Here is a 26,287-nt window from a genome sequence, read left to right on the forward strand (position 1 = left end):
ATGCCTAACGATACGATCCCAGCACAAGGCGCAACGCCAGCGCAATCTAGCGCCAATGCAGGCGCGGCACGCGCCACGCGGGCAGCCAGCGTCAGCACGCAACTTCCAGCTTCCGCTCCCAGCCCATGCTTCCGTTGCCACCAGGAAATCTACCAGTCCTTCTTCTTTGACGGCTTCGGACAAAGCCTCGATGACGAGAATCCTTCGAATATCGCGCGCCTGTATAAGGCCCACATCGAAAGCGATAATTCGACTGGCATCTACCGAACGTACTATGCAGGAATGGGGCGGGAATTGCCCAACCAGACAGTAGGCACGCTCAAGAAGGCGGCAACCGATACGGGCTCCGCGCTGTACAAGGAAGCCAAAGGAAAAGGTATCGATAACCCTGTCAAAAAGGTCAGGGACGATATTGGAAAGCGCCTGATTTCTGATCGCGCGAATCAATCGATATTCTCACACGCTAAATCGTCGATACTCGATGCCATCAGCAACGCCCCAGACACCATAAAAAAATCCCTGAAGGAATCCTTTACAGTCAAAAAGATTGGTGTTGATCTGATTCCTGCCGGGATATCGACCGTGGCCGACGCGGTTCCAGCGGTCCGTGACACTGAATTCTCGGCAGCCTACCTGGGCACCGGCTTCGACGTTCGTGTTAGTCAGGCGATTGCTGACTTTGAAGCCAATGTTGACCGTGCCACCAGCGATCCTCGTGAAATAAAACGCATTCGTGTCGCAGTTTTCGGTTACGACAGAGGCGGCACCATCGCCCGGAAATTCGCAAACGAATTAATCGGCAAGGTATGCAAGACAAAAGACGGGAAGCCGGCATACAAAGGAATACCCGTCGAATTCGACTTCATGGGGCTGTTTGATTGCGTTTCGACATCCTATGCCGACTCGATATTCACAAAGGCAGTCGCCCCCGTGCTTGGCGTGGTGCCGGCCGCAGGGAAAGGCGCCAGCCTCACCATCAAGGGACTGAGCGTATTCCTCAGCCTTTCCAAGCAAACGCTTGGTGAATACGATATCCAAAAGGAGTTCAAGTCGATCGTCCACCACGTCGCGGCGACGGAGTTGCGTTTCTATAAAAATCTGGATTCCCCCAGAAAATCTTCCGATCATGCAAACCTCCTGGAGATCGTCTATCCAGGCAGTCAGGCAGATGTAGGAGGCGGATTTCATGAAGGAGAGGATCGCAAGTCGGCTGAACTGGCGCGTGTATCCGCCCGGAATATGCTCGACCGGGCATGGTCAGCCGGTGTACCGTTGCTGCCACTCGCCAAACTTCGAGAAACCGACCCGATGGTCGCTCGTGAATTTGATTTCCAGAAGACCGTTAACGTCAACGGAAAGAATCTCACGGTTAATGATCTCTTCGCGGCCTACACCGCGATGCTGCCGAAATCGAACGGCCCGCTCGAAACGCATTTCCTCGAGCACCAGAAGCTGTTCGTGTCGTGGGCGCGTTACGTCCATGACCGCACGGCGCATGAAAGCACCGGCAACAACCTGTTCATCAACACCGTCGATGCCGACGTCTACAACGCGGTCTTCCCGCATGGAGGCGGCTTGCCCAACTACGAGGGCCGGGACTGGTACTACAAGAGCCAGGATCCGAACACCAAGGTCCCGCGATACACATTCGGCGAACGCCGAACAGTCGACGACATCTCGGACAAGACCGTGCGTGCCTTGGCCACAGCATGGGTGCACCCGCCAACGCTGACACCGGAAGTGATCGCATTCTTCGACAATTTCGTGCACAACACGATTACGCGACTCAATAACGTGGCGCTCGGCGACGGTGTGTTTATGACATTGCGCGAAATCGAGGAAAAGGGCTGGATGGCACGCCAGACCGACGCTGCCAAGGACTACATGAAAAAAGTCCTTGGCAACATCTCGAAGAACATCCAGGATGCCCAGGACGAATACGTCCGGCAGGTCACGTCCGGCCAGATTCCGCACGGCGCGTCGATCGGTGACCTCTCCGGCGACTGAGTACGACACACCGCGCCAATCAACAAAGCCGCCCGGCCGCCTACGCAGCCGGGCGGCACACACGATCAACCCCGCGTCAGTTGTACCCGAGAATCGCCACCGCCGCGACATCCGGCCGATCGAGCGTATTCCCGACGAGCGACGACATCGGTTCCTGCAGCACGGCCTGATACGACGTCACGCGCGCCGCTTCCGGCACACCGGCATCGTCCGATGCCGGCTCGTCGAACGCGGCATCGAAACCGCTGTAAAAACCCGCTTGATTCTGCGAAAAAGTCATCTCCACTCCTTTCCTTGATTGTGTTTTTAATGGCCTAACCGACCTGCTTCAACGCCGCCACCTGCACGGGCGCACCGTCATGCGCGGCCTCCGACCGCGCGAGCTGCGCGCGCGTGCGTCGCGTGATGTGAATCACCGCGAACACGACCGGCGCGATCAGCAGGCCTTCCGCCAGCTCGGGATCGACCGGCAGGTTCATCACGTGCAGCGCCTTGAACGCCGCGGTCGCGAGCGACAGCACGTAGTACGAAATAGCCGCCACCGACAGCCCTTCGACCGCGTGCTGCAGATGCAGCTGATTGCGCGCGGTGCGCTCCATACCGGCCAGCAAACGCGTGACGTCCTTTTCCTGTGCGAGGTTCACACGCGTGCGCAGCAGGTCGACCGCGCGCGCGATCCGCCCGGCGATCTGCTCGTGACGCGCCCACACGCTGCGACAGGTTTCCATCGCCGGCGCGAAGCGCCGTTCCATGAATTCCGCAATCGTCGGCATCCCTTCGATGCGCTCCTCGCGCAGTTCGTGGATGCGCGCCAGCACGAGCTTTTCGTAGGCACGCGACGCGCTGAAGCGGCCGCCGGACCCCGACAGCGCTTCGACCCGCACCGCGAGATGCGTGAGCTTCACGAGCAGGGCCGCGTCGTCGCCGTCGGCGCCGCTCGCGTCCATCCGCTGCATCAGCGTGTGCAGCGCCGCGTGGATCTCGTCGAGCTCGCGGCTCATCCGCCGCGCGACCGGCAGCGCGAGCAGCGCCATCATCCGGTAGGTCTCGATTTCGTACAGGCGCTGCAGCAGGCGGCCGCCCTGCTCCTCACGGAAATCCTCGTCGACGACGAGAAAGCGCATGAAGCCGTCGTCGCGCACATGCCAGTCGCAGAACACCTTGCCGCCGCCGAGCACGTTGCTGCCGACGAGCGCGGGCCCGTCGATCCAGCGGCGCAGGTCGCCGCACACGAGCCGCGCGGCATCGCCCGACAGCAACTCCATGCGCACCGCGACGAAGCGGATGCCCGCGAGCCGCGCGAACCAGGCGGCCGGGATCCCTTCGATCGCGAGATCGTCGAAATAGCCGGTGTCGCGGCGCGGCGCGACGAACGTGAAGGTCGAGAATTCGGTGTGGCGTTCCCACTTCAGGTGCCAGCCGGACGGCGACTGCACCGCGTAGTGGGTCGCGCCGTCCTGCGGCACGGCAATGCCGGTGTCGCGGCACAGCGCGTGCAGCAGCGTTTCGTGGATGTCGGGCTGGCCGTCCGCGTAGATCGCGTAATGCGTGAGCGACACGGCTTCGGCGAGCCGCAGGAACGGCCGGGCATGCAATTCCGCGGCCAGTGCGGCACGCAACGGATGATCCATCATCGGTACACCACTCTTCCCTGTTCGGCGCTGCGTGCCGGGCACGCCGGCGTGACGGCCGCACCGCATCGAGCGATACGGCCGGCCTGTTTCCACTATGGCAGACACACAGCGACAATAAAAACGCATAATGCTGATCGTTACGTTCAGTTTTCCTGATACCGATGAAGATGCTCGATCACGACGTGCTGGCCACCGTCGTCGCCGTCGCGGAAACCGGCAACATGACCCGCGCCGCCGAAGCGGTGAACCGCTCGCAATCGGCCGTGAGCATGCAGATCAAGAGCCTCGAGGACGCGATCGGGCGGCCGCTGTTCGTGCGCAAGCCGCGCAGCATCGTGCTGACGCGCGAAGGCGAGGTGCTGCTGGGATTCGCCAGACGAATGCTGGCGCTGCGCGACGAGGCGTGGGCGGCCGTGGTGCGGCCGGAAGTGACCGGTAAGGTGGTCATCGGCGTGCCGGACGACTATGCGTCGTCGCTGCTGCCGTCGGTGCTGAAGAAATTTTCGGCGACCTATCCGAAGGTCGAGATCCAGGTGATCGGGCTGCCGAGCAGCGCGCTCGCGCCGCTCTTGAAGGACGGCACCGTCGATCTCGTGTGCGGCACGCGCATCAAGGGGCTGTCCGGCGACTTCATCCGCCACGAGCCGATGGCGTGGGCCGCGATGACGAACGGGCCGCGCGTGTGGGAAGAACGGCCGCTGCCGATCGCGGTGTTCATGCCGGGCAGCGTCGCGCGCGAGAACGCGATTCGCAGCCTCGAACGCGCGAAGCTGCCGTTCCGCACTTCGTATGAAAGCCCGAGCCTGCTCGGGCTGCTCAGCATGGTCGAGGCCGGCCTCGCGGTCGCGCCGCTCGCGCGCTGCGCGATTCCCGCGCAACTGTCGATGCTCGGCCGCTCGCACGGGCTGCCCGATTTGCCGCCGCTCGAACTGATCCTCGCGCGCAGCACGAAATCGAAGCGCCCGCCGTGCGACTTCCTCGCGGAACAGCTGATGGAAGACCTGCAGCGGCAAACCGGCCAGACCGGCGACGCCTGAACCACGGTCAGGCGCGCGCCGCCTGCGTCGTCACGAACCGCCCGGGCGCGGATGGCCGGCCGCGAACAAGGCCGCGTTGATGATGCCCGCCACCATGTCGACGAGCGCCTCCAGCGTGTCGCCGCGCACGTGCCGACCGATCGGCGGAATGCATTCGTTGCACCGGCCGCCCCACTGCGACCCGGCCGTCACCGACAGCGTCGCGCCGAACCGGTTGCCGTGCCGCCGGCCGAAGATGCCGACGCGCTGCTCGCCGAGATAGGCCTGCTCCGGAAGAAACAGCCGGATCTCGACCGCAACCTGGTCGGGATCGCCGGCGCGCGTGTTCGCATCGACCGACGGCGCGAACGCCTTCGCGATGCGCAGCGTCACGTGCGAATCCCAGGCGGCCAACGGACCGCCGGCCGCGTCGACGCGTTCGAAGTCGACCGACCACTGATGGCGATCCGGCAACCGGATCGCCTGGCGCAGCAGCACATCCGCCGCGCGAACCGTCACCCGCAACTGCCGGGCGAGCTGCGTGCCCGACGGCAGCGTCGCCGCGCGCACGCGGCCGCTTGCCGGACGCGCGGCGGGCACTTCTTCCGCGAGGTACATGAATCCTCCCTGTCGAGGGTCGGCGCCGCGTGCGAAGCGGCGCGCGAACGTCCGCCGCGGCCGGCCCGCGAACAGCACGGCGGCCGGCGCAACAGCGGCAAACCGTACAAGCAATCAGCGTTCCCCGGCCGGGCGAACCGGCGCGCCGACCCGCAACCGCCGGGCAACGGGACCGATCACGGCATCGGCCTGCTGCGCGATCAGCATGTGCAGCGTGAAGTCGAGATCCTCCGGCGCGATGTCGAATTGCACGTGGATCACGTCGCGCACGGTGCGCGCGCTGACCACATACACGCCGAGCGGGGAATGCAGCAGCGCCGCGAGCCGGGCGTGCGCGAGCGCGCCGGTGCCGGCCGTCAGCGTGACGGGCAGATGCAGGCGCGGGCGCGGCGGCGGAAAGGGAATGACGGTGCAGCGGGCGCCGGCGCGCAGCCGGCGGCCGGCGACGTCGAAGGCGGGTGCGGGATGGATGGCGGTCATGGCGCGGACGGCGGGCGTCCCGGCTGTTGGACACATCCCGAGCTTAGAAGACACGGCATAAAGACCGTGCAAAAAAACGGGATCGCGGTGCAAAAAACGGCATGCCGGGCAACGCGTCGCAGCGGCCGCGCCGATTGCCCGCGATCCGCCGCGGTTGCTTCCGCCGGTGCCGCGCGGCGCGCTTCCCGTTACGCAAATGCCTCGAGCGACGCCCGCCGCCGCTCGTCGACCAGCGCCTCGATCAGCGACACCAGATCGTCGGTCAGCGGATCGCAGATGCCGGGCGAGCGATGCAGCTCGAGGTCGGCCGGCGGCAACGGCGGCAAGCCTCAGGCATCGGCCGGCCGGAACAATGCCCGCCGGCACACGGGAAAACACGCCCATGAACACGCCGCGCGGCCCGCGCGCACAGGCTCGAAACGTGCATTCGGTATTGACGGAAATCCCCGCGAAACGGGTGTCGCCGTGTCGTCCGTTGTCCACCGTCCGCGAGCAAGGGTTTGTCTGGTTGGTTTTCGATGCCGGCCTGCACTAGCCTCGTGAGAACTGCCGCCGCGTCGTTCGGCCGGCACTACGTGACGTTGTGGTGACGTTGTGCACATTGACGATCGAGTGTCGGCGCGCGGCCTCGCTGCCGAAGTTTCATTGCGTTCGATCACGCACATCGATGCTGCCGCGATGCAGCCGGCGAGCCAGCCTTTGGCTCGCGTGCGATGCAACGCGCGTTCAGCGGACGCGTGACGTGACGCGAAGCGAAACGATCCGGGGCAACGCGCGTGCCGGCCTGCCGTCGGTATGCGCCGGGGAACCGCAGGCCCGATCGTGGAGACGCACCGTGAAACGCATGCCATTTCGCTGCATCCATGCCATCAGCTATGCAAGCGTGCTGCTCTTTCAGGCCCAGGCGCAGGCGCAATCGCTCGACGCCCAGTCGACGCAGGAAAACATTTCCGCACTGCGCCAGGAAGTCGATCACCACCTGCAGGAACTGAACGCGCTCAAGCGCAAACTGGCCGACGAAGAAGCCAATCTGTCGCGCCTGAGCCGGGCGCTGGACAATCGGGAACTCGCGGCGCGGCGCGGGGCAGGCCCCGGTGATGCCGGCAGCCCCGGCGACGCGGCGCCGCAGGCCAATACGGACAACCCGGGCACCCCGGCCGGCACGGCAGGCAATGCTCCCGGCAACGCGCCATCCGCGGCCGGGGCCGCCACGCCGCCGAGCCAGCCGGTCGGCCAGGCGCCGGTGGCGGACACCGCACCGCCGCCCGTCGCGCCGATCTTCGATCAGCCCGGCGTGCTGACGCCGAAGCACAAGTTCGTCGTCGAGCCGTCGTTCCAGTTCAGCTATTCGTCGTCGAACCGCGTCGCACTCGTCGGCTACACGATCATCCCGGCGCTGCTGATCGGCCTGGTCGACGTGCGGGAAGTCAAGACGACCACGCTGACGGGCGCGGTCGCGGTGCGCTACGGGATCAGCAACCGGATGGAAGTCGAGGTCCGCGTTCCCTATGTGTACTCGACGAACGACACGATCAGCCGCGAGATCTTCACCGGCTCCGCCCAGGACAACGCGTTCAACAGCCACGGCAAAGGCCTCGGCGACGTCGAAATGACGCTGCGCTACCAGTTCAATACCGGCGGCCCCGACAAGTTCTATTACATCGGCTGGCTGCGCTTCAAGACCGCCACCGGCAAGAGCCCGTTCGACGTCGTCACCGATTGCGTCACGCGCTGCGTCGGCAATGCCACCGGCACCGGCCTGCCGCTCGAGCAGCCGACGGGCTCCGGCTTCTACGCGGTCCAGCCGGGCCTGACGTGGCTCTTTCCGTCCGATCCGGTGGTGTTCTTCGGCAACTTGAGCTATCTGCACAGCTTCAGCCGCGACAATCTCAGCCTCACGATTCGCGATGGCCAGAAGGACTTCATCGGCAAAGTGCAGCCCGGCGACATCTGGGGTTTCAATATCGGCATGGGCCTCGCGCTGAACGAGAAAGCGGCGGTGAGCCTCGGCTACGACCAGAGCATCGTGCTGCCCACGAAACAGAACGGCCAGACGGTGCCCAGCTCGGTGCGCGTGATCCTCGGCTCGCTGCTCCTCGGTTACTCGTACCGGCTGTCGCCGAAGACCACGCTGAATCTCTCGATCGGCGCCGGCCTCACGCGCGACACGCCGGACGTGGTCATGACGCTGCGCGTGCCGATTGCCTTCTGATCGCCGGACGGCGCCGACGGCGGGCCGCGCGACGCACGCCCGCCCCGGCGTGCCGCTGCCCGCTCATCGGCCGTTCCCCTGCGATGCATCGGTTGCTCGCCGATCCTTCATCGCCCCTTCATCGTCCCGGCAACGCGCCGATCAGCGCATTGTTCAGCGTCGACATCACGTTCAGGTTCTTGAACATCGACAGTGTGTTGACGGTCGTGTTGATCGTCGTCACCGCCTGGATGTGCTGGTTGTTCAACGTGTTCTGGATCACCGCGCCGGTCAGCGCCGGCAGCGCGGCGGGCTGCGCGGCGTTGCCGGCGCCAACCTGGATCAGCGCGCCCGCATTCGCGGCCGCCAGCGCCTGCGCCTGTTGCGCGGTGATATGACTGATGTCCGGGATGTTGAAGTTGGTCGTCGCGACCAGATTGCCGTTGACGAACGCGACACGCGACACGCCGAACGAAACCTTCAGGCCGCTCGGCAGATCGAAGCCGCCGCGCATCGCATCGAGGCGCGCGTCGCTGAGCGCGATCGCGCCGGTTGCCGGCCAGTGCCGTTCTTGCGCGTCGCCCGGTTCCGAGGCCGGCGGCCCGGCCGCGCACTCCGCCGTCGCGAGCGGCGCGGCACGCTGGAGCGGCGCCACGCCGGCCCGCGACTCCGCAGGCGCCGGATCGGCGCCCGCGTTCGTGCCGGATGCCGGCACGACGCCGCCCGTCTGCGCGACCGCCTCGACGGTCGCGGCCGGCGCGCCGTCCTGCAGCGCCGCCGCACTCACGGACGTCACCCCGCCGCACACCATCGCGGCGATGCCGGCGATCTTCCTGGTCCCGGATCTCATGACGGTCCTCAAAAGTCGCTCGGCCCGTGCTTCGGCATCACGACGTTGTACAGGCCGTCGCGGGCGATGCCGGTGTAGAGCGGCGCGCTGGGCGCGACGCGCCAGTCACGCGGATCGTTGAACACCGCCCGCTCGGGCCGGTTGTGGATCACGAAAATCACATGGTCTTCCCACTTCCCCTCGAAACTCGCCAGCGACATCGGCCGCGTGCCGGTGGCCGGATCGCCGACGAGCACACGCCCGTCCCGCAGCCCCTTCACGACCACGAAATGGTGATAGCCGTGCTCGGTGATCAACACGATCGCCGGCGTGTGCGTCTTCGCGAGCGTCTGCAACGGCAGCTCGAAGCCGTCCGCGACGAAGCCGTGCGCGTCGAGAAATCGCCGGATGTCGAGCAGCGAGAAGCCCTGCCGGCGGATCTTCTCCTGATTGCCGTTCTCCCACATCTGGGCGAAGGCGGTCTGCTCGGTCATCGGATAGTCGTACTGATAAGTCAAGAGCGTCGCGACGGCAGCCGACCCGCAGCTGAAATCGAACTGCTGCTTGACGGTGCGCTTGAAGCGCGCTTCCTTGAGACTCGTGACGTGCATCGCATAGCCGGCGCCCGCCGGATCGACGACCGTCATCTCGTCCGCCTGTGCAGCCGCGCCGGATAGCGCGCACGCGAGTGCCGCGATGCACGCTGCGGCAACCTGTCTCATCGCTCAGTTCCCGAAGTGCACGTTGAGCACCGTCGCGTTCTGAATCAGCACGTTGGCGCCGGTATTCTGGATGACCGTCGGCAGGCCGCTCGCATTGGCGAACGAGCCGTCGGTGATCGCATTCGAGCCGGTCGACACCCGGTTCGCCACGTTGTCGGTCACCGCGCCGGTCAGATAGTTCTGGCCGATCAGTGCATCGCCGCCCCGATGCTCGTCGAGCTGGTCGGGCGTCATCGCGACGCCGAAGCTGCCCGCCTGCGCAGTCGCGGCGCCGGTCGCTGGGGGAGATTCTGTCGTCGCCGGGGGGGCGACGGCCGCAGCCGGATCGGCCTGATCCGTGCGTGCCGCGAGTGGGGCAGGTGCGGCTGCCGGCGCGACGCCGACGGCTGCCTGCGCCACAACGGTTCGCGCCTCGTCGGCCGCGGCAAGGGCCGTCAGGCCCGGCAGCAGCACCGCAGGCAATATCACCAGCGAAAGTGCCGTTCGGATTCGCATGGCTGTCTCCTTGGTCCCTGCGCGCGTCGGCTCGAACCCGGCGCACAGGGAGCGGAATCCGCGTGACCGTCGATCGACGGCAATCAGCGCGGCCTGCGCCAACGAGAGCGAGACGGCCGTTCGGCCATCCCGCCCTCGCCGGCAGCCCTGTCCTTCGGCGATGGAACGCACGCCGCGGGAGCGCCTGCGCCCGCGTCGATGCATCCGGCTCGCCAGGACCAACCGGCCGTTCTAACGTCCTACGGTCAGATTCGCCTGCACGGTCACGGCCTGCTGAATGAGCGACGCCATGCCGCTGTTCTGGTTGGCGACCATGATGCCCGCCGCGGTCTGGCCGACGCTCGCCATCGCGTTGGACATGTTGAACGTCCCCGCGTCGACCGTATTGACGCCGCCTGCGCCGCCCGTGCCGCCGACCGCGCCGTTACCGACGCCGCCGTTGCCGGTGCCGCCTGCGCCGCCCGCGCCGCCCATCGCGCCCACCGCGCCGCTACCCGCGGTTGCGCTGCCGTTGCTGGCCGCCGTCGTCGCGCCGCCGTTCGCCGCGCCGCCGCCCGTGCCGGCACCGCCGACACCGCCGTTGCCCGCCGTTGCCGCCGCCGCACCGCCGTTGCCGCCCGACGAAGCACCCGCGCCGCCGATGCCCGAGCCCGATCCGCCCGAAGCCGTCGACGCACCCGCCGACCCTGAGCCGCCCGTACCGCTACCCGAGCCGCCGCCGGTACCCGTCCCGGTGCCGGTGCCGCTGCCGGCCGATGCCGACGCGCTTCCGCTGCCATGATTCCTGGCCCACGCGGAACCGGGATCGGCTGTGCCGGTGCCGCCGCCCCAGCCGGTGCCGCTTCCGGTGCCGGCGCCGCCGACCCCGACCGAGGCCGCGATCGCGCCGCCGCCCGTACCGGAGCCATGGCCGCCGCTCGCAGTGGCACTGCCGCCACTCCCGCCGCTGGCGCCAGGTGAACCGCCGGCACCGCCGCCGCCGCCGGTGCCGTTGCCGGCCGTCGCGCTGCCATTGCTGGCGTTGCCTGCCGTGGCGCTGCCGTTATGCGCGCTGCCGCCGCTCCCGCCGGCGCCGCCCGCGCCGCCCGCGCCGCCGTTACCGCCCGTGCCGCCGCGGCCATATCCATTGCCGCCCCGGCCGCCGCTTCCGCCGGCCGCGCTGCCCGAGTTGGTCGCGTTGTTGCCGATGCCCCAGACCTGGACATTGCTCACGTACCCGTCGAGTTTGCTGATCGCGACGATCTTGGTGCTGTTGTACGAATCCTGATAGACGCTCGCGCCAGGCGAAACTTCATTCGCGTTGGACCCGGTGGTGCTGGTCTGGCTCGAGCCGACTGTGTTGGTGAGGGTGTTCGATCCGTCATCGGCCTTCTGGCTGCATGTCGAACTGGTATCGCTGCTGCATGGATTCGCCATCGCGTAGCCACTGCATCCCAACGCGAGGAGTGCAGCGGACGCCACTAAGGTTTTGCGCATGAAATCCTCCTGAAGTAACGAGGAACGGCTTGGCCGACTGCACCAATCCGGACAACATCACGCATCGGCGATGCCAATCCGCCAAGCGGCCCGGATACCAAGAGACCGTTGGATTCATCACGCGACAGGTCCCGCTCCGCCCGATTCCGGCACGCGATTTATGTTTCAATTCTGAAACGTGCCGATCGGCACAGTGCCCGGGCATCCGCGCTGCGCGGATGGATTTCCCGTGTGTATTCAAACCCTTGCCCGACCTTTCCGAGACAGGCCCTGAAAGCGGGGAATGTTTCACTTTTGAAGCGGCCCCGTTTGGCACATCCGGGTATGCCCGTAACGCCGGATATTCGATCTCGATCGCAAATGCACGCCCGGCGAGGGCGCCCGCCGAATTCATTCCGCCAAGGCGTCAAAATCCCGCATGAAGCGCCATTCAGAAATGTTTCGACTGTGATTGATCGCCTTTTCTTCGGATCCTGTCCACGGCGAGCGTTGGCGCGCGCGGGTCGGTTCATCGGCCGGAACGAGCATTCCGGCCGACCTGCACGAGCGTGCCGTCGCGCAGGATCGCGATCCGGTCGCCGATGCGCAGCGCCTCGTCGAGATCGTGCGTGATCGATTCGCACAACGATTCGCACGATAAGCCGGCCTGACCGCAAACCCCGCTGACGACGCGTCGATCAGTCGAGATAGTCCGCGTATTCCTTGCGCGAATAGCCGGCGAGCGTCTGCCACGGCAACGTCTCCCGCCGCGCGGCCGGTGCCGGCGTCAGCGTCAGCTTGCGCACGACGCGGCCGTCCGCGCTCCGGTATTCGACCGACAGCGGCGCCTGCAGCCGCTCGCTCCACAGGATCCGGTTCACGCCCCGCGCACCGGGCGTATCCACGGCCTGCTCGTACCAGACGGTAGCGGGCGCGTCGCCGCGCTTCGCGATCGCGAGCCGCTTCAACTGCGACGGCGGCGTCACGTAGTACGCGTTGTCCCACGACCCGTCGAAGCCCGTGGTTTCGTACTCGGCCGGCGGCACGCTGACGACCGTGCGGTTCGCCGCGTCCACGTACTCGATGCGCGCCGTCTTGCCGTCCCAGGTGACGTGCCGCGCGGCCGCCTGGAAGTTGAAGTGCTTGTGGCCCGCGTGCGCGGCGGCCGGCTGCACGCCGGCGCGCCGGCCCGCGTCGTGCTCGTGGTCATGATCGTGATCGTCGTCGTGCGCGCCGCCTGCCGCCGCGACGGGCAGCACACGTTCGACCCACACATGCCCGTCACGCCGCACCATCCGTTCGCGATACAGCGTGGTGCGCGTCACGCCGTCGGCCGTCACTGTGCGGCTCTCGTGCTGCAATACGGCGTCGAGGTCCGCCGCTGCAAAGGCGGACGGCGTCGCCAACCCGCAGGCGAGCGCACAGAGAAGCTGGCGTTTCATCGAAGGTTCCCGTTCATCGTCAAGTCGCCGCACTCAGAAACCGAACGCCGAGCGCACGAGCCCGAACACCTTCGTGTTGTCGATCGTGCCTTTGAACGCCTTCGCGTCCGCGCCGTCGGCAAACAGCATCACGTCGCCGCCGCCGTGCGTCTCCGAGCCCGCGCTGCCCATCCGCACGCCGACTTCCTGCAGATACGCTTCGTTCATCGCGGTGGCCGAGTCGACCGGCGCGCGCACGTTCGGCCGGTTCGCGCCGTTGCCGAACACCAGCGTCGTATAGGTATTGCCGTCGGCGTCCTTGCTCGGCTGGCCGTCGCGATAGTTGCGGCCGATGTCGAGAATCGGATTGCCGCGCTTCGAATAGCCGTTGATCGTCATCGTGTGGTCGTGGTCGGCCGTCACGACGATCAGCGTATTCGACAGGTCGACCTTCGACAGCGCGACGCGGATCGCCTCGTCGAACGCCGCCGTGTCCTCGAGCGCGCGCTTCGCGTTGGTGCCGTGCAGCGCGTGATCGATGCGGCCGCCTTCGACCATCAGGAAATAGCCGTTCCCGTTCTTCGACAGCACGTCGATCGCCTTCGACGTCATGTCGGCGAGGCTCGGCTGCGTCGGCCCTTCGCCCTTGCCCGCCACGCGGTCGAGTTCGTACTCGAGATGGCTCGTCGAACTGAACAGGCCGACCAGCTTGCCGTTGCCGGCCTGCGCGAGCTGGTCCCGGGTGGCCACCACCGTGTAGCCCTTCGCCTTCATCTCGTCGAGCAGGTTGCGCCCGTCCGCGCGGCCGCGCTTGTTGGCCACCGGATCGAACGGCGTCCAGTGGTTGCGGCCGCCGCCCAGCAGCACGTCGACGCCGTCGCCGAGCGCCGCGTTGTAGCCGGCGCCGCCCGGTGCGGCCTGCGCGGCGATGTCGTACTGCGCATCGCGATGGCAGATGTGCGAATAGGTCGCGGCCGGCGTCGCATGCGTGAGCTCGGTCGTCGTGATCGCGCCGACCGCCTTGCCGCGCGCCTTCGCCAGCTCCAGCAGTGTCGCGACCGGCTGGCCGTTGCCCGACGCGCAGTTGTTGACGGTCTTGTTGCCGTTGACGTCGGTGCCCGGCGCAACCGCGCGCGTGTCGGACGACATCGACAGCACTTCGTTGTTCATCTTCACGCCGGTCATGTACGCGGCCATCGACGGTGCACTGTCGGTCGTCTGCGCGTCGTTCGAGAACGTCTTGACGCGCGCGGTGCGAGCCAGCTTCTCCATCGTCAGTTGTCCCGACTCACCGACCTTGTAGATCCGGCTCGCCGTGACGGTCGTCGGCCCCATGCCGTCGCCGAGAAAGAAAATCACGTTCTTCGCCTGGCCCGCGGCCTGCGCCGGGCTGCATGCGAAACCCACGGCGGCCAGCGCCGCCGCGATGCATTTGATGGTCGACATCCTGTATTCCCCTGTACCCGTGTGGTCGGCGCTCAAAGCTGCACCGCGTTGCGCACCAGCTCGAAGACCTTGTTGTTCTCGATCACGCCATGGAACGCATCCGCGCCGCGACCGATCGCCCCGAGGAACACATCGGTGCCGCCGTGCGTCTCGCTGCCCTTGTCCATGCGCACGACCGCCTCCTGGCGATAATCGTCGGCGCCCGTCACCGCGTCGGTGAGCGCGGTGCCGGCGCGGCTGCCCTGCACGCGGTTCTCGCCGTTGCCGAAGCCGATGATCGTGTACGGCGCGCCGTCCGCATCCTTCGCGATCGCGCCCGTCTGGTAGCTGCGCAGCACGCCCAGCACGCCGGGCTTGCCCGCTTCGGTCTTGCCGGTGCGCGCCGCATAGCCGTTCAGCACCAGCGTGTGATCGTGATCGGCCGTGACGACGATCAGCGTGTTCTTCAGGTCGGGATCGGTCTGGCGCACCTTGTCGAGCGTCGCCTTGATCGCGTTGTCGAACGCGACCGTGTCCTGCAGCGCGCGCTTCGCATTGGTGTCGTGCAGCGCGTGATCGATCCGGCCGCCCTCGACCATCAGGAAATAGCCTGTCGGATTGTTCTGCAGCACGTCGAGCGCGCGCGTCGCCATGTCGGTGAGGCTCGGTTCCTTGGTTGCGCCGCGATCGAGGTCGTAGCTCATGTGGCTCGACGAGAACAGGCCGACCAGCTTGCCGCGCTTCGTCGCATCCGCGGCCAGCAGGTCGTCGCGGTTCTGCGCGAACGCATAGCCCTTCGCCTTCAGTTCGTCGACGAGGTTGCGCCCGTCGGTGCGCTTGCCGCCACCGTCCTTCGGCACGAAGAATTGCGTGCCGCCGCCGAGCACGACGTCGACGCCGTCGCCCAGCGCGCCGTTGTAGCCCGCGCCGCCCGGCACGAGCTGGGCCGCGATGTCGTTCTCGGCATCGCGATGGCACACGTGCGCGTACGTCGCGGCAGGCGTCGCGTGCGTGACGCGCGTGGTCGTCACGACACCGGTGGCCATCCCCTTCGCCTTCGCGATCTCGAGCAGCGTCGACACCGACTTGCCGTTGTTCGCGCCGCAGTTGCCGGTGAGACCGGCGCCCGGTTCGATCGCCTTCGTGTCGGGCGACATCGAAATCACTTCGTTGTTGGTCTTGACGCCGGTCATGTACGCCGACATCGACGGCGCGCTGTCGGTCACCTGCGCATCGTTCGAATAGGTCTTCACGAAGGCGGATTCGGGCAGCGTGTCGATCGTGAGCGCGCCGTCTTCACCGACCGCATAGATGCGCGCGGCGGTCAGCGTCGTCATCCCCATGCCGTCGCCGAGGAAAAAGATCACGTTGCGCGCCGCCGCCTGCACGGGCGCGGGCGTCGCGGCGGTCGGGCCGTCGTCGCTGTTGCAGCCGGCCAGTACGAAGGCGCCGCTGCACAGCAGCGCCGCCATTTTGATTCGATTCATGTTGCCGATCCCCCCGCCGTTGATGCTTTCGAAATGAAAGGCGATGGTAGGAACCCGATGTGACGGCAATGTGAATGGAAACTGGAAGGATCGGTATGGCTTATGAAAGGATGCGGCGCGGCACCGTGCCCGGGTGCCCTGCGCGCGCGTGCGTCAACCCGCGTGTTCGGCGGTGGCGCTGCGCACGGTCACGATGCGCGCGGGCGGAATATTTGCCCAGACGATCCGGCTGCCGCAGGCAACAAATGCCGAATCGCCCAACGGATGACGGCCGGGCGGGCGCAAGTCGTACGTGAACTGAATCATCACGCCGTCGGCCGACAGCACGCGACGACATTGATCGACGATCGCCGCCACGTCCTGGCGCGGCAGCGTGCGCAGCGGCAGGCAGGACACGATCGCATCGACCGGCGCGTCGGGCGGCAGCAGCCGCTCGAGCTGCCGCGCGTCGCCCGCCACGATCGAGATGCCGGGAAAGCGGCGTCGCAGGTGCTGCACGAACGCTGGCGACCGCTCGACCACGACGAGGCGCGCCGGCGCGACGCCGCGTTCGAGCAACGCGGCGGTGATCGCGCCGGTGCCGCCGCCGAGTTCGACGACGAGCCCGCCGCCGTCCGGCACCGCATCGGCCATCTCGCGCGCCAGATGCCGCGAACTCGGGCACAACGCACCCACCGCGGCCGGGCGGCCGACCCACTCGCGCACGAACAGTGCCGAGACACGCAACGCGTTCGGCCAGATCATCGGCCGGCCTTGCGCGGTTGCGCGTTCAACTTCGATGTGCCAATGACTGCCCGGAACCGGGCTACGACGACACGGGGCTCTTTCACGTGCATCCTCCTGGACAAAGCGGACCGCCGCGCTCGCGCGACGATCAATCGATTCTAGGAAATGCAAACTTAAGGCGACGTGAAGATTGTCCCTGATTGCGTCGGCCGCCGCCGGATGCCTGTTCAGCGGTCGACGCGCTGCTGAAGCTGAGCGGGATACCGCTCGCCGACGATCGTGATCTGCCGCAGCGCCGTCTCGATCGCCGCCAGTTCGTCGGCCGTCAGCGCCACCGCGGCCGCGCCCACGTTTTCGTCGAGCCGATGCAGCTTCGTCGTGCCCGGAATCGGCACGATCCACGGCTTGCGGGCCAGCAGCCACGCGAGCGCGATCTGCGCGCGCGTCACGCCCCTGTCGGCCGCGATCCGGCCGAGCAGGTCGACGAGGCCTGCGTTGGCCTTGCGGTTTTCTTCCGAGAAGCGCGGCACGATATTGCGGAAGTCGGTCGCATCGAACGTCGTGTTCGCATCGATCGCCCCCGTCAGGAAACCCTTGCCGAGCGGGCTGAACGGCACGAAGCCGATGCCGAGCTCCTCGAGCGTCGGCAGGATCCGCGCCTCCGGCTCGCGCCACCACAGCGAGTACTCACTTTGCAGCGCCGCGACCGGCTGCACCGCGTGCGCGCGGCGAATCGTCTGCTCACCGGCTTCCGACAGCCCGAAGTGCGCGACCTTGCCTTCGGCGATCAGGTCCTTGACGGTGCCCGCGACGTCCTCGATCGGCACGTTCGGATCGACGCGATGCTGATAGAACAGATCGATGCGATCGACCTTCAGGCGCTTGAGCGCTGCGTCGGCCACTTCGCGAATATGCGACGGCCGGCTGTCGACGCCCTTCATCGGCTCGGCGTTTTCGAAACCGAACTTGGTGGCGATCACGACCTGGTCGCGAAACGGCGCAACCGCCTCGCCGACCAGTTCCTCGTTGACGAACGGGCCGTACGCTTCGGCCGTATCGAAGAAGGTCACGCCGCGTTCGAACGCGGTGCGAATCAGCGCGATGCCGCTCGCCTTGTCGGTGGCCGGGCCGTAGCCGTAGCTCAATCCCATGCAGCCGAGCCCGATTGCCGAGACTTCGAGGCCGCTGTTTCCGAGCTTGCGTGTTTGCATGAATCTCTCCTGCTGAAAGTGGATGACGATCGACGGATGCCGTGGAAGCCAGTGTAGGTTGATGGATTCTCCTCAACAATCCGCGTACCATTTCATGCGTTATTGAGGGAATTTCATCAATGCTGCGCACCGGCCTCGGCGAACTCACGACCTTCATCACGATCGCGGAACAGCGCAGCTTCAGCGGCGCGGCCCGCATCCTCGGCGTGTCGCCGTCGGCGCTGAGCCATGCGATCCGCCATCTCGAAGCACGGCTCGGCGTGCGCCTGTTCAACCGCACGACCCGCTCGGTCGCGCTGACCGAAGCCGGCGAGCAATTGCTGCTGCGCGTGCGGCCCGCCGTCGCCGATCTCGAGGACGCGATGAACGACGCCGCGACCGCCCGCAACCGGCCGTCCGGCCAGATCCGGATCAGCGCGTCGGAAGCGGCCTCGCGCCCGCTGATCCGGCATGTGCTGCCCGGCTTCGTCGCGCGCTATCCGGACATTCATGTGGAGTTCGTCGTCGATTCGCGGCTGATCGACATCGTCGAGCACGGCTTCGATGCGGGCATCCGCGTACGCGAGGACGTGCCGCGCGACATGATCGCCGTGCGGTTCGGCGACGCGGTCCGCTTCGTCGCGGTGGCGTCGCCCGACTATCTCGCGCGGCATCCGGCACCGGACACGCCGCAGGACCTCACGCGCCACCGGTGCATCCGCTACCGCTTCGAAAGCGGCGCGCTCTATCGCTGGGACCTGATGCGCGACGGCAAGCGCGTGACCGTCGACGTCGACGGGCCGATGACGCTCGGCAACCTGAACCTGATGGTCGACGCGGCGCTCGCCGGCATCGGCATCGCGTGGGTCACGCAAGCGCGCGTCGCCGAGCACCTGGCCGACGGCCGGCTCGTGCGCGTGCTGCCCGAGTGGGATCAGACGTTCGACAGCCTGTGCCTCTACTACCCGGCGAACCGGCATCCTCCGGCCGCGTTGCGGCTGTTCGTGGAAGCGGTGCGCGAATGGACGGCCGCCGGCAGCGAAGCGTTGCCCGACTGACGATTCGCGAACGGAGCCCGGAACGGCGACAGACGGCCGGGCCCTGCGCAAGCGCCGTCGGTTGCCTGTCCCGCCCTTCAAATCCGGTTGGCGGTATCGGCGCGCCCGGGCAGGTTCGACTCCTGCCGCCTTCCGCCAAAAGGCTTAAAGCGAGCCCGACCTGCGAAACCGGCCGGGCCGCATCACGTGCGTACCGGCCGAGGCGGGCGCGGGCGCCGGCGCTGGCGCGACACCCGCGCCGCGCCGCGCCGCCACATCACCGCAGGTTGGTCCGCGCCAGCTCGACGATCTCGTCGCCGCGCCCGCTCAGGATCGCGCGCAGCATGAACAGGCTGAAGCCCTTCGCATGCGCGAGCTCGATCTTCGGCGGCATCGCCAGTTCGTACTTCGACGTGACGACGTCGACGACCGCCGGCCCGTCGTGCGCGAACGCGGTGCGCAGCGCGTGCTCGACGTTCTCCGAATGCTCGACGCGTAGGCTGAAAATGCCCGCGCCCTTCGCGATCGCCGCGAAGTCGGTCGGGCTCAGGTCGACGTTCGTGTCGAGATAGCCCGCGGCCTTCAGCTCCATCGACACGAAACCGAGCAGGCTGTTGTTGTAGACGACGATCTTGATCGGCAGCTTGAGCTGGCGCGCGGTCAGCAGATCGCCGAGCAGCATCGACAGCCCGCCGTCGCCCGACAGCGACACGACCTGCCGCCCCGGATGCGCGCCCTGCGCGCCGAGCGCCTGCGGCATCGCGTTCGCCATCGACCCGTGATTGAACGAGCCGTGCAGCTGGCGCTTGCCGTTCATCGTCAGGTAGCGCGCCGCCCACAGCGTCGGCGTGCCGACGTCGGCCGTGAAGATCGCGTCGTCGGCCGCGACTTCGTCGACGATCTTCGTCAGGTATTGCGGATGGATCGCACGGCCCGGCGGCTCGGCCACCGCGAGATCGTCGAGCCCCTTGCGCGCCGCCGCGTAGTGTTTCAGCGCGTTCTCGAGGAAGCGCCGCTGCGTCTTGCGCGTGAGGCGCGGCAGCAGCGCCGCGACCGTTTCCTTCACGGTGCCGACGAGCCCGAGCGCGAGCGGCGCGCGATGGCCGAGCTGCGCGCCCTTCCAGTCGATCTGCGCGACCTTCGCATTGGTCGGATAGAACGGCCGGTACGGGAAGTCCGTGCCGAGCATCAGCAGCGTGTCGCACGACTCCATCGCGTGATAGCCGGAGCTGAAGCCGATCAGCCCGGTCATCCCGACGTCGAACGGGTTGTCCCATTCGACGAACTGCTTGCCGCGCAGCGCATGCACGACCGGCGCGCCGAGCGTGTCGGCCAGCGCGACCACTTCGTCGTGCGCGCCCTGCGTGCCGCTGCCGCACAGCAGCGTGACCGCGTCCGACCCATTGAGCAGCGCCGCGAGCCGGTCGAGATCGGCGTCGGCCGGCAGGATCGACGGCGGCGCCGATGCACTCCACGCAGGCAGCTCGTCCGGGCCGTCGCCGAGCGCGATGTCGCCCGGCAGCACGATCACCGCGACGCCGCGTTCCTCGATCGCGGTGCGCATCGCGCGCGCGAGCACGCGCGGGAACTGCGACGCGTTGGTCACGAGTTCCGCGAAATGGCTGCATTCGCGGAACAGTTCCTGCGGATGGGTTTCCTGGAAGTAGCCGAGGCCGATCTCGGTCGACGGAATGTGCGCGGCGATCGCGAGCACCGGCTGGTGATTGCGGTGGCAGTCGTACAGCCCGTTGATCAGGTGCAGGTTGCCGGGGCCGCAGCTGCCCGCGCAGACCGCGAGCCGCCCGGTCGACGCGGCATCCGCGCCGGCCGCGAACGCCGCGCTCTCCTCGTGCCGCGTATGCATCCAGCGGATCGAGCCGATCTGGCTCAGGCTGAACGACAGCCCGTTCAGGCTGTCGCCCGTCACGCCCCAGATGCGCTCGATGCCCGCCGCCGCCAGCGTCTTCGCCAGGTATTCCGCCATCGTCTGTCTAGCCATCATGCCCTCGCTCGTTGATCGGTCGTCACACGATTGATCCGGCAACGGCGGCCGCCGTCGCCGCTGACCGGACGAGCATACGCGATCGTGCCGCGCGGCGTCGTGACGACGCGGGCGCCTTGCACGGCCACGCGGCAGCGATCGGACGGGCCGCAGTCCGTCCCTTTCGACGGTGTCGGGCAATCGTCGGCGCTTTGTCGGCGCTTTGTCGTCGTTTCGTCCGAAGCCTGGAACCGGACGCGTGCGCCGGTGCCCCCGGGGCGCTCAGCTCCAGTCGGACGCCGATTCGTCCGGATCGACGAGCGTGAGCCCGGCCGCCGGCAGCGGCAGCGCGGTCTTGTAGCGCACCTGCTTCAGCGCGAAGCTCGACCGGATGTTCGACACGCCGGGAATCGTCGTCAGCCGCTCGATGATGAAGCGCTCGAGCGTGCGCATGTCGGGCATCACGACGCGCAGCAGATAGTCGGCGTCGCCCGACATCAGGTAGCACTCCATCACCTCGGGTCGCTGCGAGATCGCTTCCTCGAAACGCTGCAGCGCGTCCTCGACCTGCTTCTCGAGGCTGACCTGGATGAACACGTTGATCCGCAGCCCGAGCGGCTCGGGATCGAGCAGCGTGACCTGCTGGCGGAACAGCCCGAGTTTTTCCAGCGCGCGCACGCGGTTGAAGCAGGGCGTGGCCGACAGGTTCACGGCGCGCGCGAGCTCCGCGTTCGTGATGCGCGCGTTCTGCTGCAGCTGGTTCAGGATGCCGATGTCGATGCGGTCGAGCCGACGCGAGTTTGCGCTCATGGTCGAAATATTCCGGAAGAGTGGCTACAACCGGAATATTTACACTATTGGCACACCAAATTCCACTGAAATCAGACGCATATTTTGCGGATCGGCGGGTAGCATGATCCGACCGATTGCCACTGATTGCGCGCCGCTCCGAACCGGTGCGCGGGAGACCTGCGATGACGGACCTGTCGAACGGTATCGATGCCACGCGGCGCGCGGGCGCAGCTCACGCCGACGCCGACCCGGAAGAAACCGCCGAATGGCTGGAGGCGCTCGACGCCGTCGTCGCGCACGTCGGCAAGGCGCGCGCGCAGTACCTGCTCGGCCGGCTCGCCGCGCATGCGCACACCCACGGGCTTGCGGCGCCCCGCGGCCCCGTCACGCCGTACCTGAACACGATCACCGCGCACGAGCAGCCGCCCTACCCGGGCGACGCCGAGCTCGAGGAACGGCTGTCCGCCGCGCTGCGCTGGAACGCGCTCGCGATGGTCGTGCGCGCGAACCGCGCGTACGGCGAACTCGGCGGCCACATCGCGAGCTACGCGTCCGCGTCCGACCTGTTCGAGGTCGGCTTCAACCACTTCTTCCGCGCGGCGCCCGCCGACGCAGGCGATGAAAGCGGCCTCGGCGGCGATCTCGTGTACTTCCAGCCGCATTCGTCGCCGGGCGTCTATGCCCGCGCCTATCTCGAAGGCTTTCTCGGCGAAGACCATCTCACGCACTATCGCCGTGAAATCGCCGGGCCCGGGCTGTGTTCGTATCCGCATCCGTGGCTGATGCCGGACTTCTGGCAGTTCCCGACCGGCTCGATGGGCATCGGCCCGATCAACGCGATCTACCAGGCGCGCTTCATGCGCTACCTGCAGCATCGCGGGCTTGCGAACACCGCCGGCCGCACCGTGTGGGGCTTCTTCGGCGACGGCGAGATGGACGAACCCGAATCGCTCGGCGCGCTGTCGCTCGCCGCGCGCGAAGGGCTCGACAACCTCGTGTTCGTGATCAACTGCAACCTGCAGCGGCTCGACGGCCCGGTACGCGGCAACGGCCGCGTGATCGACGAACTCGAAGCGCTGTTCGCCGGCGCCGGCTGGAACACGATCAAGGTGCTGTGGGGCTCCGACTGGGATCCGCTGTTCGCGCGCGATCACGCCGGCACACTCGCGCGCGCGTTCGCCGACACCGTCGACGGCCAGTTCCAGACCTTCTCCGCGAACGACGGCGCCTACAACCGCGCGCGCTTCTTCAGTCGCGACCCGGCGCTCGAGGCGCTCGCCGCGCAGCTCACCGACGCCGAGATCGACCGCCTGCGCCGCGGCGGCCACGATGCGCGCAAGCTGCACGCCGCGTATGCGCGCGCGCTCGCCCATCGCGGCCAGCCGACCGTGATCCTCGCGAAGACGATGAAGGGTTACGGCATGGGCACGGCCGGCCAGGGGCGGATGACGACCCACCAGCAGAAGAAGCTCGACGTCGACGACCTGAAGGCATTCCGCGACCGCTTCCGGCTGCCGCTGTCGGATCACGACGTCGAGCAGCTCACGTTCTACAAACCAGCCGAAGACAGCCCCGAGATGCGCTACCTGCATGCTCGCCGGGCTGCCCTGGGCGGCTATCTGCCCAGAAGGCGGATGGCGGCGTCGCGGGGATTGACCGTCCCGCCGACGCCGGCCTGGGGTGCGTTCGCGCTGGATGCGGCGGGCCGCGAGATGTCGACGACGATGGCGCTCGTGCGGATGCTCGCCGCGCTGCTGAAGGATCCCGAACTCGGCCCGCGCGTCGTGCCGATCGTCGCCGACGAGGCGCGCACGTTCGGGATGGCGAGCCTGTTCCGGCAGGTCGGCATCTACTCGCCGCTCGGACAGCGCTACGAACCCGAGGATCTCGGCTCGATGCTCTACTACCGCGAGGACACGCGCGGCCAGATTCTCGAGGAAGGGATTTCGGAGGCCGGCGCGGTGTCGTCGTGGATTGCCGCGGCAACCGCGTACAGCGTGCACGACCTGCCGATGCTGCCGTTCTACATCTACTACTCGATGTTCGGCTTCCAGCGGATCGGCGACCTGATCTGGGCCGCCGCCGACCAGCGCTCGCGCGGCTTCCTCGTCGGCGCGACGTCGGGCCGCACGACACTCGGCGGCGAGGGCCTGCAGCACCAGGACGGCAGCAGCCATCTCGCCGCGTCCGCGATTCCGAACTGCCGCGCGTACGATCCGGCGTTCGCGTACGAAGTCGCGACGATCGTCGATGCCGGCATGCGCGAGATGGTCGAACAGCAGCGCGACGTGTTCTATTACGTGACCGTCATGAACGAGAACTACGCGCAGCCGTCGATGCCCGACGACGATCCGGCCGCACGTCGCGAAGGCATCCTGAAGGGCATGCACCGATTGCCGTCCGCGTCGAACGCGACCGCGCGCGTGCAGTTGCTCGGCGCGGGCGCAATTCTCGGCGAAGTGCTGGCCGCGCAGCGGATGCTGAAGGACGACTGGGGCATCGATGCGGCCGTCTGGAGCGTCACGAGCTTCAGCGAACTGCAGCGCGACGGGATGGAAGCCGAACGGCTGTCGCGGCTCGGCGACGGATCGACCTCGCCGTACGTCACGCGGATGCTCGAAGGCACGCGGGGCCCGGTGGTCGCCGCGACCGACTATGTGCGCGCGGTGCCCGAACTGATCCGTGCCTGCGTGCCGCGCCGCTACGTGACGCTCGGCACCGACGGGTTCGGGCGCAGCGACACGCGCGACGCACTGCGCGCGTTCTTCGAAGTCGATCGCGCGAGCATCGTGCTCGCCGCGCTGAAGGCGCTGGCCGATGACGGGGAACTCGATGAGGCGGTGCTGCACACTGCACGCGAACGGCTCGGCAAGACGGTGCGGCAGCCGGGCGCGGCGCCGTGGCAACGCTGAGCGCGGGCTAGTCGTTTGCGCCACGGAGCGCTGCCCTTCGCGGCGCCGCGCTCCCTTTTCCGTTTGCCGCGCATGCCGTCCACGCGACATGCGCGGCCATCCGCATCGCGATGCGCTACACCGGCAGCGCATGCGTCGACAGAATCTCCTTGAGCACCATGAACGAGCGCACCTGCCGCACGCCCGGCAGGTACAGCAGCTGTTCCGCGTGCAGGCGGTTGAAGCTCTCGTTGTCGCGCGTGCGGACCAGCATGAAGTAGTCGAATTCGCCGGTCACCACGTGGCACTCGACGCACCCCGACACTTTCTGCGCGGCCTTCTCGAATTCGGCGAACGCCTCCGGCGTCGAACGATCGAGCACGAAGCCGATCACGACCAGCATCCCGGCACCCAGCGGCTTCGGGTCGAGCAACGCGACGATGCCGCGAATCAACCCCATCTCTTTCAACCGCTCGACGCGCCGCAGACACGCCGGCGCGCTCAGCTTCACCTTCGCGGCGAGGCTCACGTTCGAGATCGACGCGTCCTGCTGCAACTGCCGCAGGATCGCGCGGTCGATGCGATCGAGCGCCGGCGCGGCGTCGGCCGGCGGCGCGCCGGTGCGATCTAATTTCATTGCGTCTCCTGTCGATTTTACGAAGCAAAATTACCCGCATCTGCTTTGCGTTATCGATAACGTAGGTCTTCACTATTTATTTCGCAAGCTCATTTCGCGTGGTCCTGCCTATCATTTTTCCATCGGGACACGGCGTGTCTGGCCGCACCCGAGCGATTCGAATTCCCGCCCACCGCCTCTCGGAGCTTGTCGATGAACCTGCAACGTTTCCCCCGTTATCCGCTCACGTTCGGCCCGACGCCGATCCAGCCGCTCAAGCGCCTGAGCGAGCACCTCGGCGGCAAGGTCGAGCTGTATGCGAAACGCGAGGACTGCAACAGCGGCCTCGCGTTCGGCGGCAACAAGACGCGCAAGCTCGAATACCTCGTCCCCGACGCGCTTGCGCAGGGGGCCGACACGCTCGTGTCGATCGGCGGCGTGCAGTCGAACCAGACCCGCCAGGTCGCGGCCGTCGCCGCGCATCTCGGGATGAAGTGCGTGCTCGTGCAGGAGCACTGGGTCAACTATGAAGACCCCGTGTACGACCGCGTCGGCAACATCCAGCTGTCGCGGATGATGGGCGCCGACGTGCGGCTCGTGTCCGACGGCTTCGACATCGGCATCCGCCGCAGCTGGGAAGAGGCAATGGAAAGCGTGCGGCAGGCGGGCGGCAAGCCGTATCCGATTCCGGCCGGGTGTTCCGAGCATCCGCTCGGCGGGCTCGGGTTCGTCGGCTTCGCGGAAGAAGTGCGCGAGCAGGAAGCGCAGCTCGGTTTCAAGTTCGATTACGTCGTGGTCTGCTCGGTCACGGGCAGCACGCAGGCGGGGATGGTCGTCGGCTTCGCGGCCGACGGACGCGCGGATCGCGTGATCGGCATCGACGCGTCGGCGACCCCCGAGCGCACGCATGAACAGATCACGCGCATCGCACGGCATACGGCCGAGCTGGTCGGGCTGGGGCGCGCTATCGAAGAAAAGGACGTGGTGCTCGACACGCGCTACGCCGGGCCGGAATACGGACTGCCGAACGACGGCACGCTCGAGGCGATTCGTCTGTGTGCGCGGCTGGAAGGGATGCTGACCGATCCCGTCTATGAAGGGAAATCGATGCACGGGATGATCGACAAGGTGCGGCGCGGGGAATTCGAGCCGGGGTCGAAGGTGCTGTATGCGCACCTTGGCGGGGTGCCGGCGTTGAGTGCTTACTCGGAGATCTTCCGCAACGGGTGAGGTGCGCCGAAGGCGGACGACATGCAGCGGTGCCGTCCGCTTCC

General features: G+C 67.2%; 23 protein-coding genes and 1 tRNA gene. 7 read left to right on the plus strand and 17 right to left on the minus strand.

From position 1 onward, the window contains the following. Window positions 1-2,007 (plus strand): phospholipase effector Tle1 domain-containing protein, encoded by a 2,007-nt coding sequence (locus U5771_RS20970; RefSeq protein WP_322025745.1) that lies wholly within the window; start codon window positions 1-3, stop codon window positions 2,005-2,007. Between the two features lie 76 nt (window positions 2,008-2,083). Here U5771_RS20970 and U5771_RS20975 read toward each other — a convergent pair whose 3' ends face one another. Continuing rightward, on the minus strand, window positions 2,084-2,287 hold the full coding sequence (locus U5771_RS20975; RefSeq protein ID WP_322025746.1) for a hypothetical protein: 204 nt from the start codon (window positions 2,285-2,287) through the stop codon (window positions 2,084-2,086). 34 nt (window positions 2,288-2,321) lie between these two features. Further along, window positions 2,322-3,641: a DUF3422 domain-containing protein gene (locus U5771_RS20980; RefSeq protein ID WP_322025747.1), complete on the minus strand. Its 1,320-nt coding sequence runs from the start codon at window positions 3,639-3,641 to the stop codon at window positions 2,322-2,324. Between the two features lie 161 nt (window positions 3,642-3,802). Between U5771_RS20980 and U5771_RS20985 the strand changes: the two genes are divergently transcribed. Then, window positions 3,803-4,678 (plus strand): LysR family transcriptional regulator, encoded by an 876-nt coding sequence (locus tag U5771_RS20985; protein ID WP_044848057.1) that lies wholly within the window; start codon window positions 3,803-3,805, stop codon window positions 4,676-4,678. Between the two features lie 30 nt (window positions 4,679-4,708). Here U5771_RS20985 and U5771_RS20990 read toward each other — a convergent pair whose 3' ends face one another. From U5771_RS20990 to U5771_RS21000, 3 genes are all read right to left on the minus strand, one after another. Next, window positions 4,709-5,275 carry a hypothetical protein gene (locus tag U5771_RS20990; RefSeq protein ID WP_322025748.1) on the minus strand — a complete coding sequence of 189 codons (567 nt, stop codon included), beginning with the start codon at window positions 5,273-5,275 and terminating at the stop codon, window positions 4,709-4,711. A gap of 114 nt (window positions 5,276-5,389) precedes the next feature. After that, on the minus strand, window positions 5,390-5,755 hold the full coding sequence (locus U5771_RS20995) for a hypothetical protein (RefSeq protein WP_322025795.1): 366 nt from the start codon (window positions 5,753-5,755) through the stop codon (window positions 5,390-5,392). Window positions 5,756-5,943: 188 nt separating this feature from the next. Then, window positions 5,944-6,081, minus strand: coding sequence for a hypothetical protein (locus U5771_RS21000; protein ID WP_322025749.1), 138 nt, complete (start codon window positions 6,079-6,081; stop codon window positions 5,944-5,946). A gap of 509 nt (window positions 6,082-6,590) precedes the next feature. On the opposite strand from U5771_RS21000, the gene U5771_RS21005 reads away from it, so the two are divergent. Next, complete coding sequence (locus U5771_RS21005) at window positions 6,591-7,967, plus strand: acetate kinase (protein ID WP_322025750.1); 1,377 nt, start codon at window positions 6,591-6,593, stop codon at window positions 7,965-7,967. Between the two features lie 118 nt (window positions 7,968-8,085). On the opposite strand, the gene U5771_RS21010 is transcribed toward U5771_RS21005, so the two are convergent. From U5771_RS21010 to U5771_RS21050, 9 genes are all read right to left on the minus strand, one after another. After that, window positions 8,086-8,796, minus strand: a complete 711-nt coding sequence (locus U5771_RS21010; RefSeq protein ID WP_322025751.1) for a hypothetical protein — start codon at window positions 8,794-8,796, stop codon at window positions 8,086-8,088. An 8-nt stretch (window positions 8,797-8,804) separates the two neighbouring features. Next, entirely contained in the window at window positions 8,805-9,497 is a 693-nt protein-coding gene (locus U5771_RS21015; RefSeq protein WP_322025752.1) for a C39 family peptidase, read from the minus strand. A 3-nt stretch (window positions 9,498-9,500) separates the two neighbouring features. Next, entirely contained in the window at window positions 9,501-10,163 is a 663-nt protein-coding gene (locus U5771_RS21020) for a hypothetical protein (RefSeq protein WP_322025753.1), read from the minus strand. Between the two features lie 60 nt (window positions 10,164-10,223). After that, window positions 10,224-11,468, minus strand: a complete 1,245-nt coding sequence (locus tag U5771_RS21025) for a hypothetical protein (RefSeq protein WP_322025754.1) — start codon at window positions 11,466-11,468, stop codon at window positions 10,224-10,226. A gap of 677 nt (window positions 11,469-12,145) precedes the next feature. Next, window positions 12,146-12,889 (minus strand): hypothetical protein, encoded by a 744-nt coding sequence (locus U5771_RS21030; RefSeq protein WP_322025755.1) that lies wholly within the window; start codon window positions 12,887-12,889, stop codon window positions 12,146-12,148. 33 nt (window positions 12,890-12,922) lie between these two features. Continuing rightward, the gene (locus tag U5771_RS21035; protein ID WP_322025756.1) at window positions 12,923-14,314 is read right to left on the minus strand and encodes an alkaline phosphatase; all 1,392 of its coding nucleotides are present in this window, start codon (window positions 14,312-14,314) and stop codon (window positions 12,923-12,925) included. Window positions 14,315-14,346: 32 nt separating this feature from the next. Next, window positions 14,347-15,780: an alkaline phosphatase gene (locus U5771_RS21040; protein WP_322025757.1), complete on the minus strand. Its 1,434-nt coding sequence runs from the start codon at window positions 15,778-15,780 to the stop codon at window positions 14,347-14,349. Window positions 15,781-15,933: 153 nt separating this feature from the next. Then, window positions 15,934-16,524: a class I SAM-dependent methyltransferase gene (locus U5771_RS21045; protein ID WP_322025758.1), complete on the minus strand. Its 591-nt coding sequence runs from the start codon at window positions 16,522-16,524 to the stop codon at window positions 15,934-15,936. 209 nt (window positions 16,525-16,733) lie between these two features. Continuing rightward, on the minus strand, window positions 16,734-17,717 hold the full coding sequence (locus U5771_RS21050) for an aldo/keto reductase (protein ID WP_322025759.1): 984 nt from the start codon (window positions 17,715-17,717) through the stop codon (window positions 16,734-16,736). A 119-nt stretch (window positions 17,718-17,836) separates the two neighbouring features. Here U5771_RS21050 and U5771_RS21055 point away from each other — a divergent pair, with 119 nt between their 5' ends. Together U5771_RS21055 and U5771_RS21060 are read left to right on the plus strand one after the other, a co-directional pair. After that, window positions 17,837-18,754, plus strand: coding sequence for a LysR family transcriptional regulator (locus U5771_RS21055; RefSeq protein ID WP_322025760.1), 918 nt, complete (start codon window positions 17,837-17,839; stop codon window positions 18,752-18,754). A gap of 47 nt (window positions 18,755-18,801) precedes the next feature. Further along, window positions 18,802-18,892 (plus strand) — tRNA-OTHER (locus U5771_RS21060). A gap of 118 nt (window positions 18,893-19,010) precedes the next feature. Here the strand turns inward: U5771_RS21060 and poxB are convergent. After that, window positions 19,011-20,732: a ubiquinone-dependent pyruvate dehydrogenase gene (poxB, locus tag U5771_RS21065; protein WP_322025796.1), complete on the minus strand. Its 1,722-nt coding sequence runs from the start codon at window positions 20,730-20,732 to the stop codon at window positions 19,011-19,013. Window positions 20,733-20,996: 264 nt separating this feature from the next. Beyond that, window positions 20,997-21,524: an Lrp/AsnC family transcriptional regulator gene (locus U5771_RS21070; RefSeq protein ID WP_322025761.1), complete on the minus strand. Its 528-nt coding sequence runs from the start codon at window positions 21,522-21,524 to the stop codon at window positions 20,997-20,999. Between the two features lie 164 nt (window positions 21,525-21,688). Between U5771_RS21070 and mdeB the strand changes: the two genes are divergently transcribed. Continuing rightward, entirely contained in the window at window positions 21,689-24,418 is a 2,730-nt protein-coding gene (gene mdeB / locus U5771_RS21075; RefSeq protein WP_322025762.1) for an alpha-ketoglutarate dehydrogenase, read from the plus strand. 115 nt (window positions 24,419-24,533) lie between these two features. On the opposite strand, the gene U5771_RS21080 is transcribed toward mdeB, so the two are convergent. After that, on the minus strand, window positions 24,534-25,034 hold the full coding sequence (locus tag U5771_RS21080; protein WP_322025763.1) for an Lrp/AsnC family transcriptional regulator: 501 nt from the start codon (window positions 25,032-25,034) through the stop codon (window positions 24,534-24,536). Window positions 25,035-25,226: 192 nt separating this feature from the next. Here U5771_RS21080 and U5771_RS21085 point away from each other — a divergent pair, with 192 nt between their 5' ends. Beyond that, a complete protein-coding gene (locus U5771_RS21085; RefSeq protein ID WP_322025764.1) occupies window positions 25,227-26,243 on the plus strand; it encodes a 1-aminocyclopropane-1-carboxylate deaminase in 1,017 nt (338 codons plus the stop codon). Window positions 26,244-26,287: the final 44 nt, after the last annotated feature.

The organism is Burkholderia sp. BCC1977 (assembly GCF_905339595.1).
Taxonomy (GTDB): domain Bacteria; phylum Pseudomonadota; class Gammaproteobacteria; order Burkholderiales; family Burkholderiaceae; genus Burkholderia.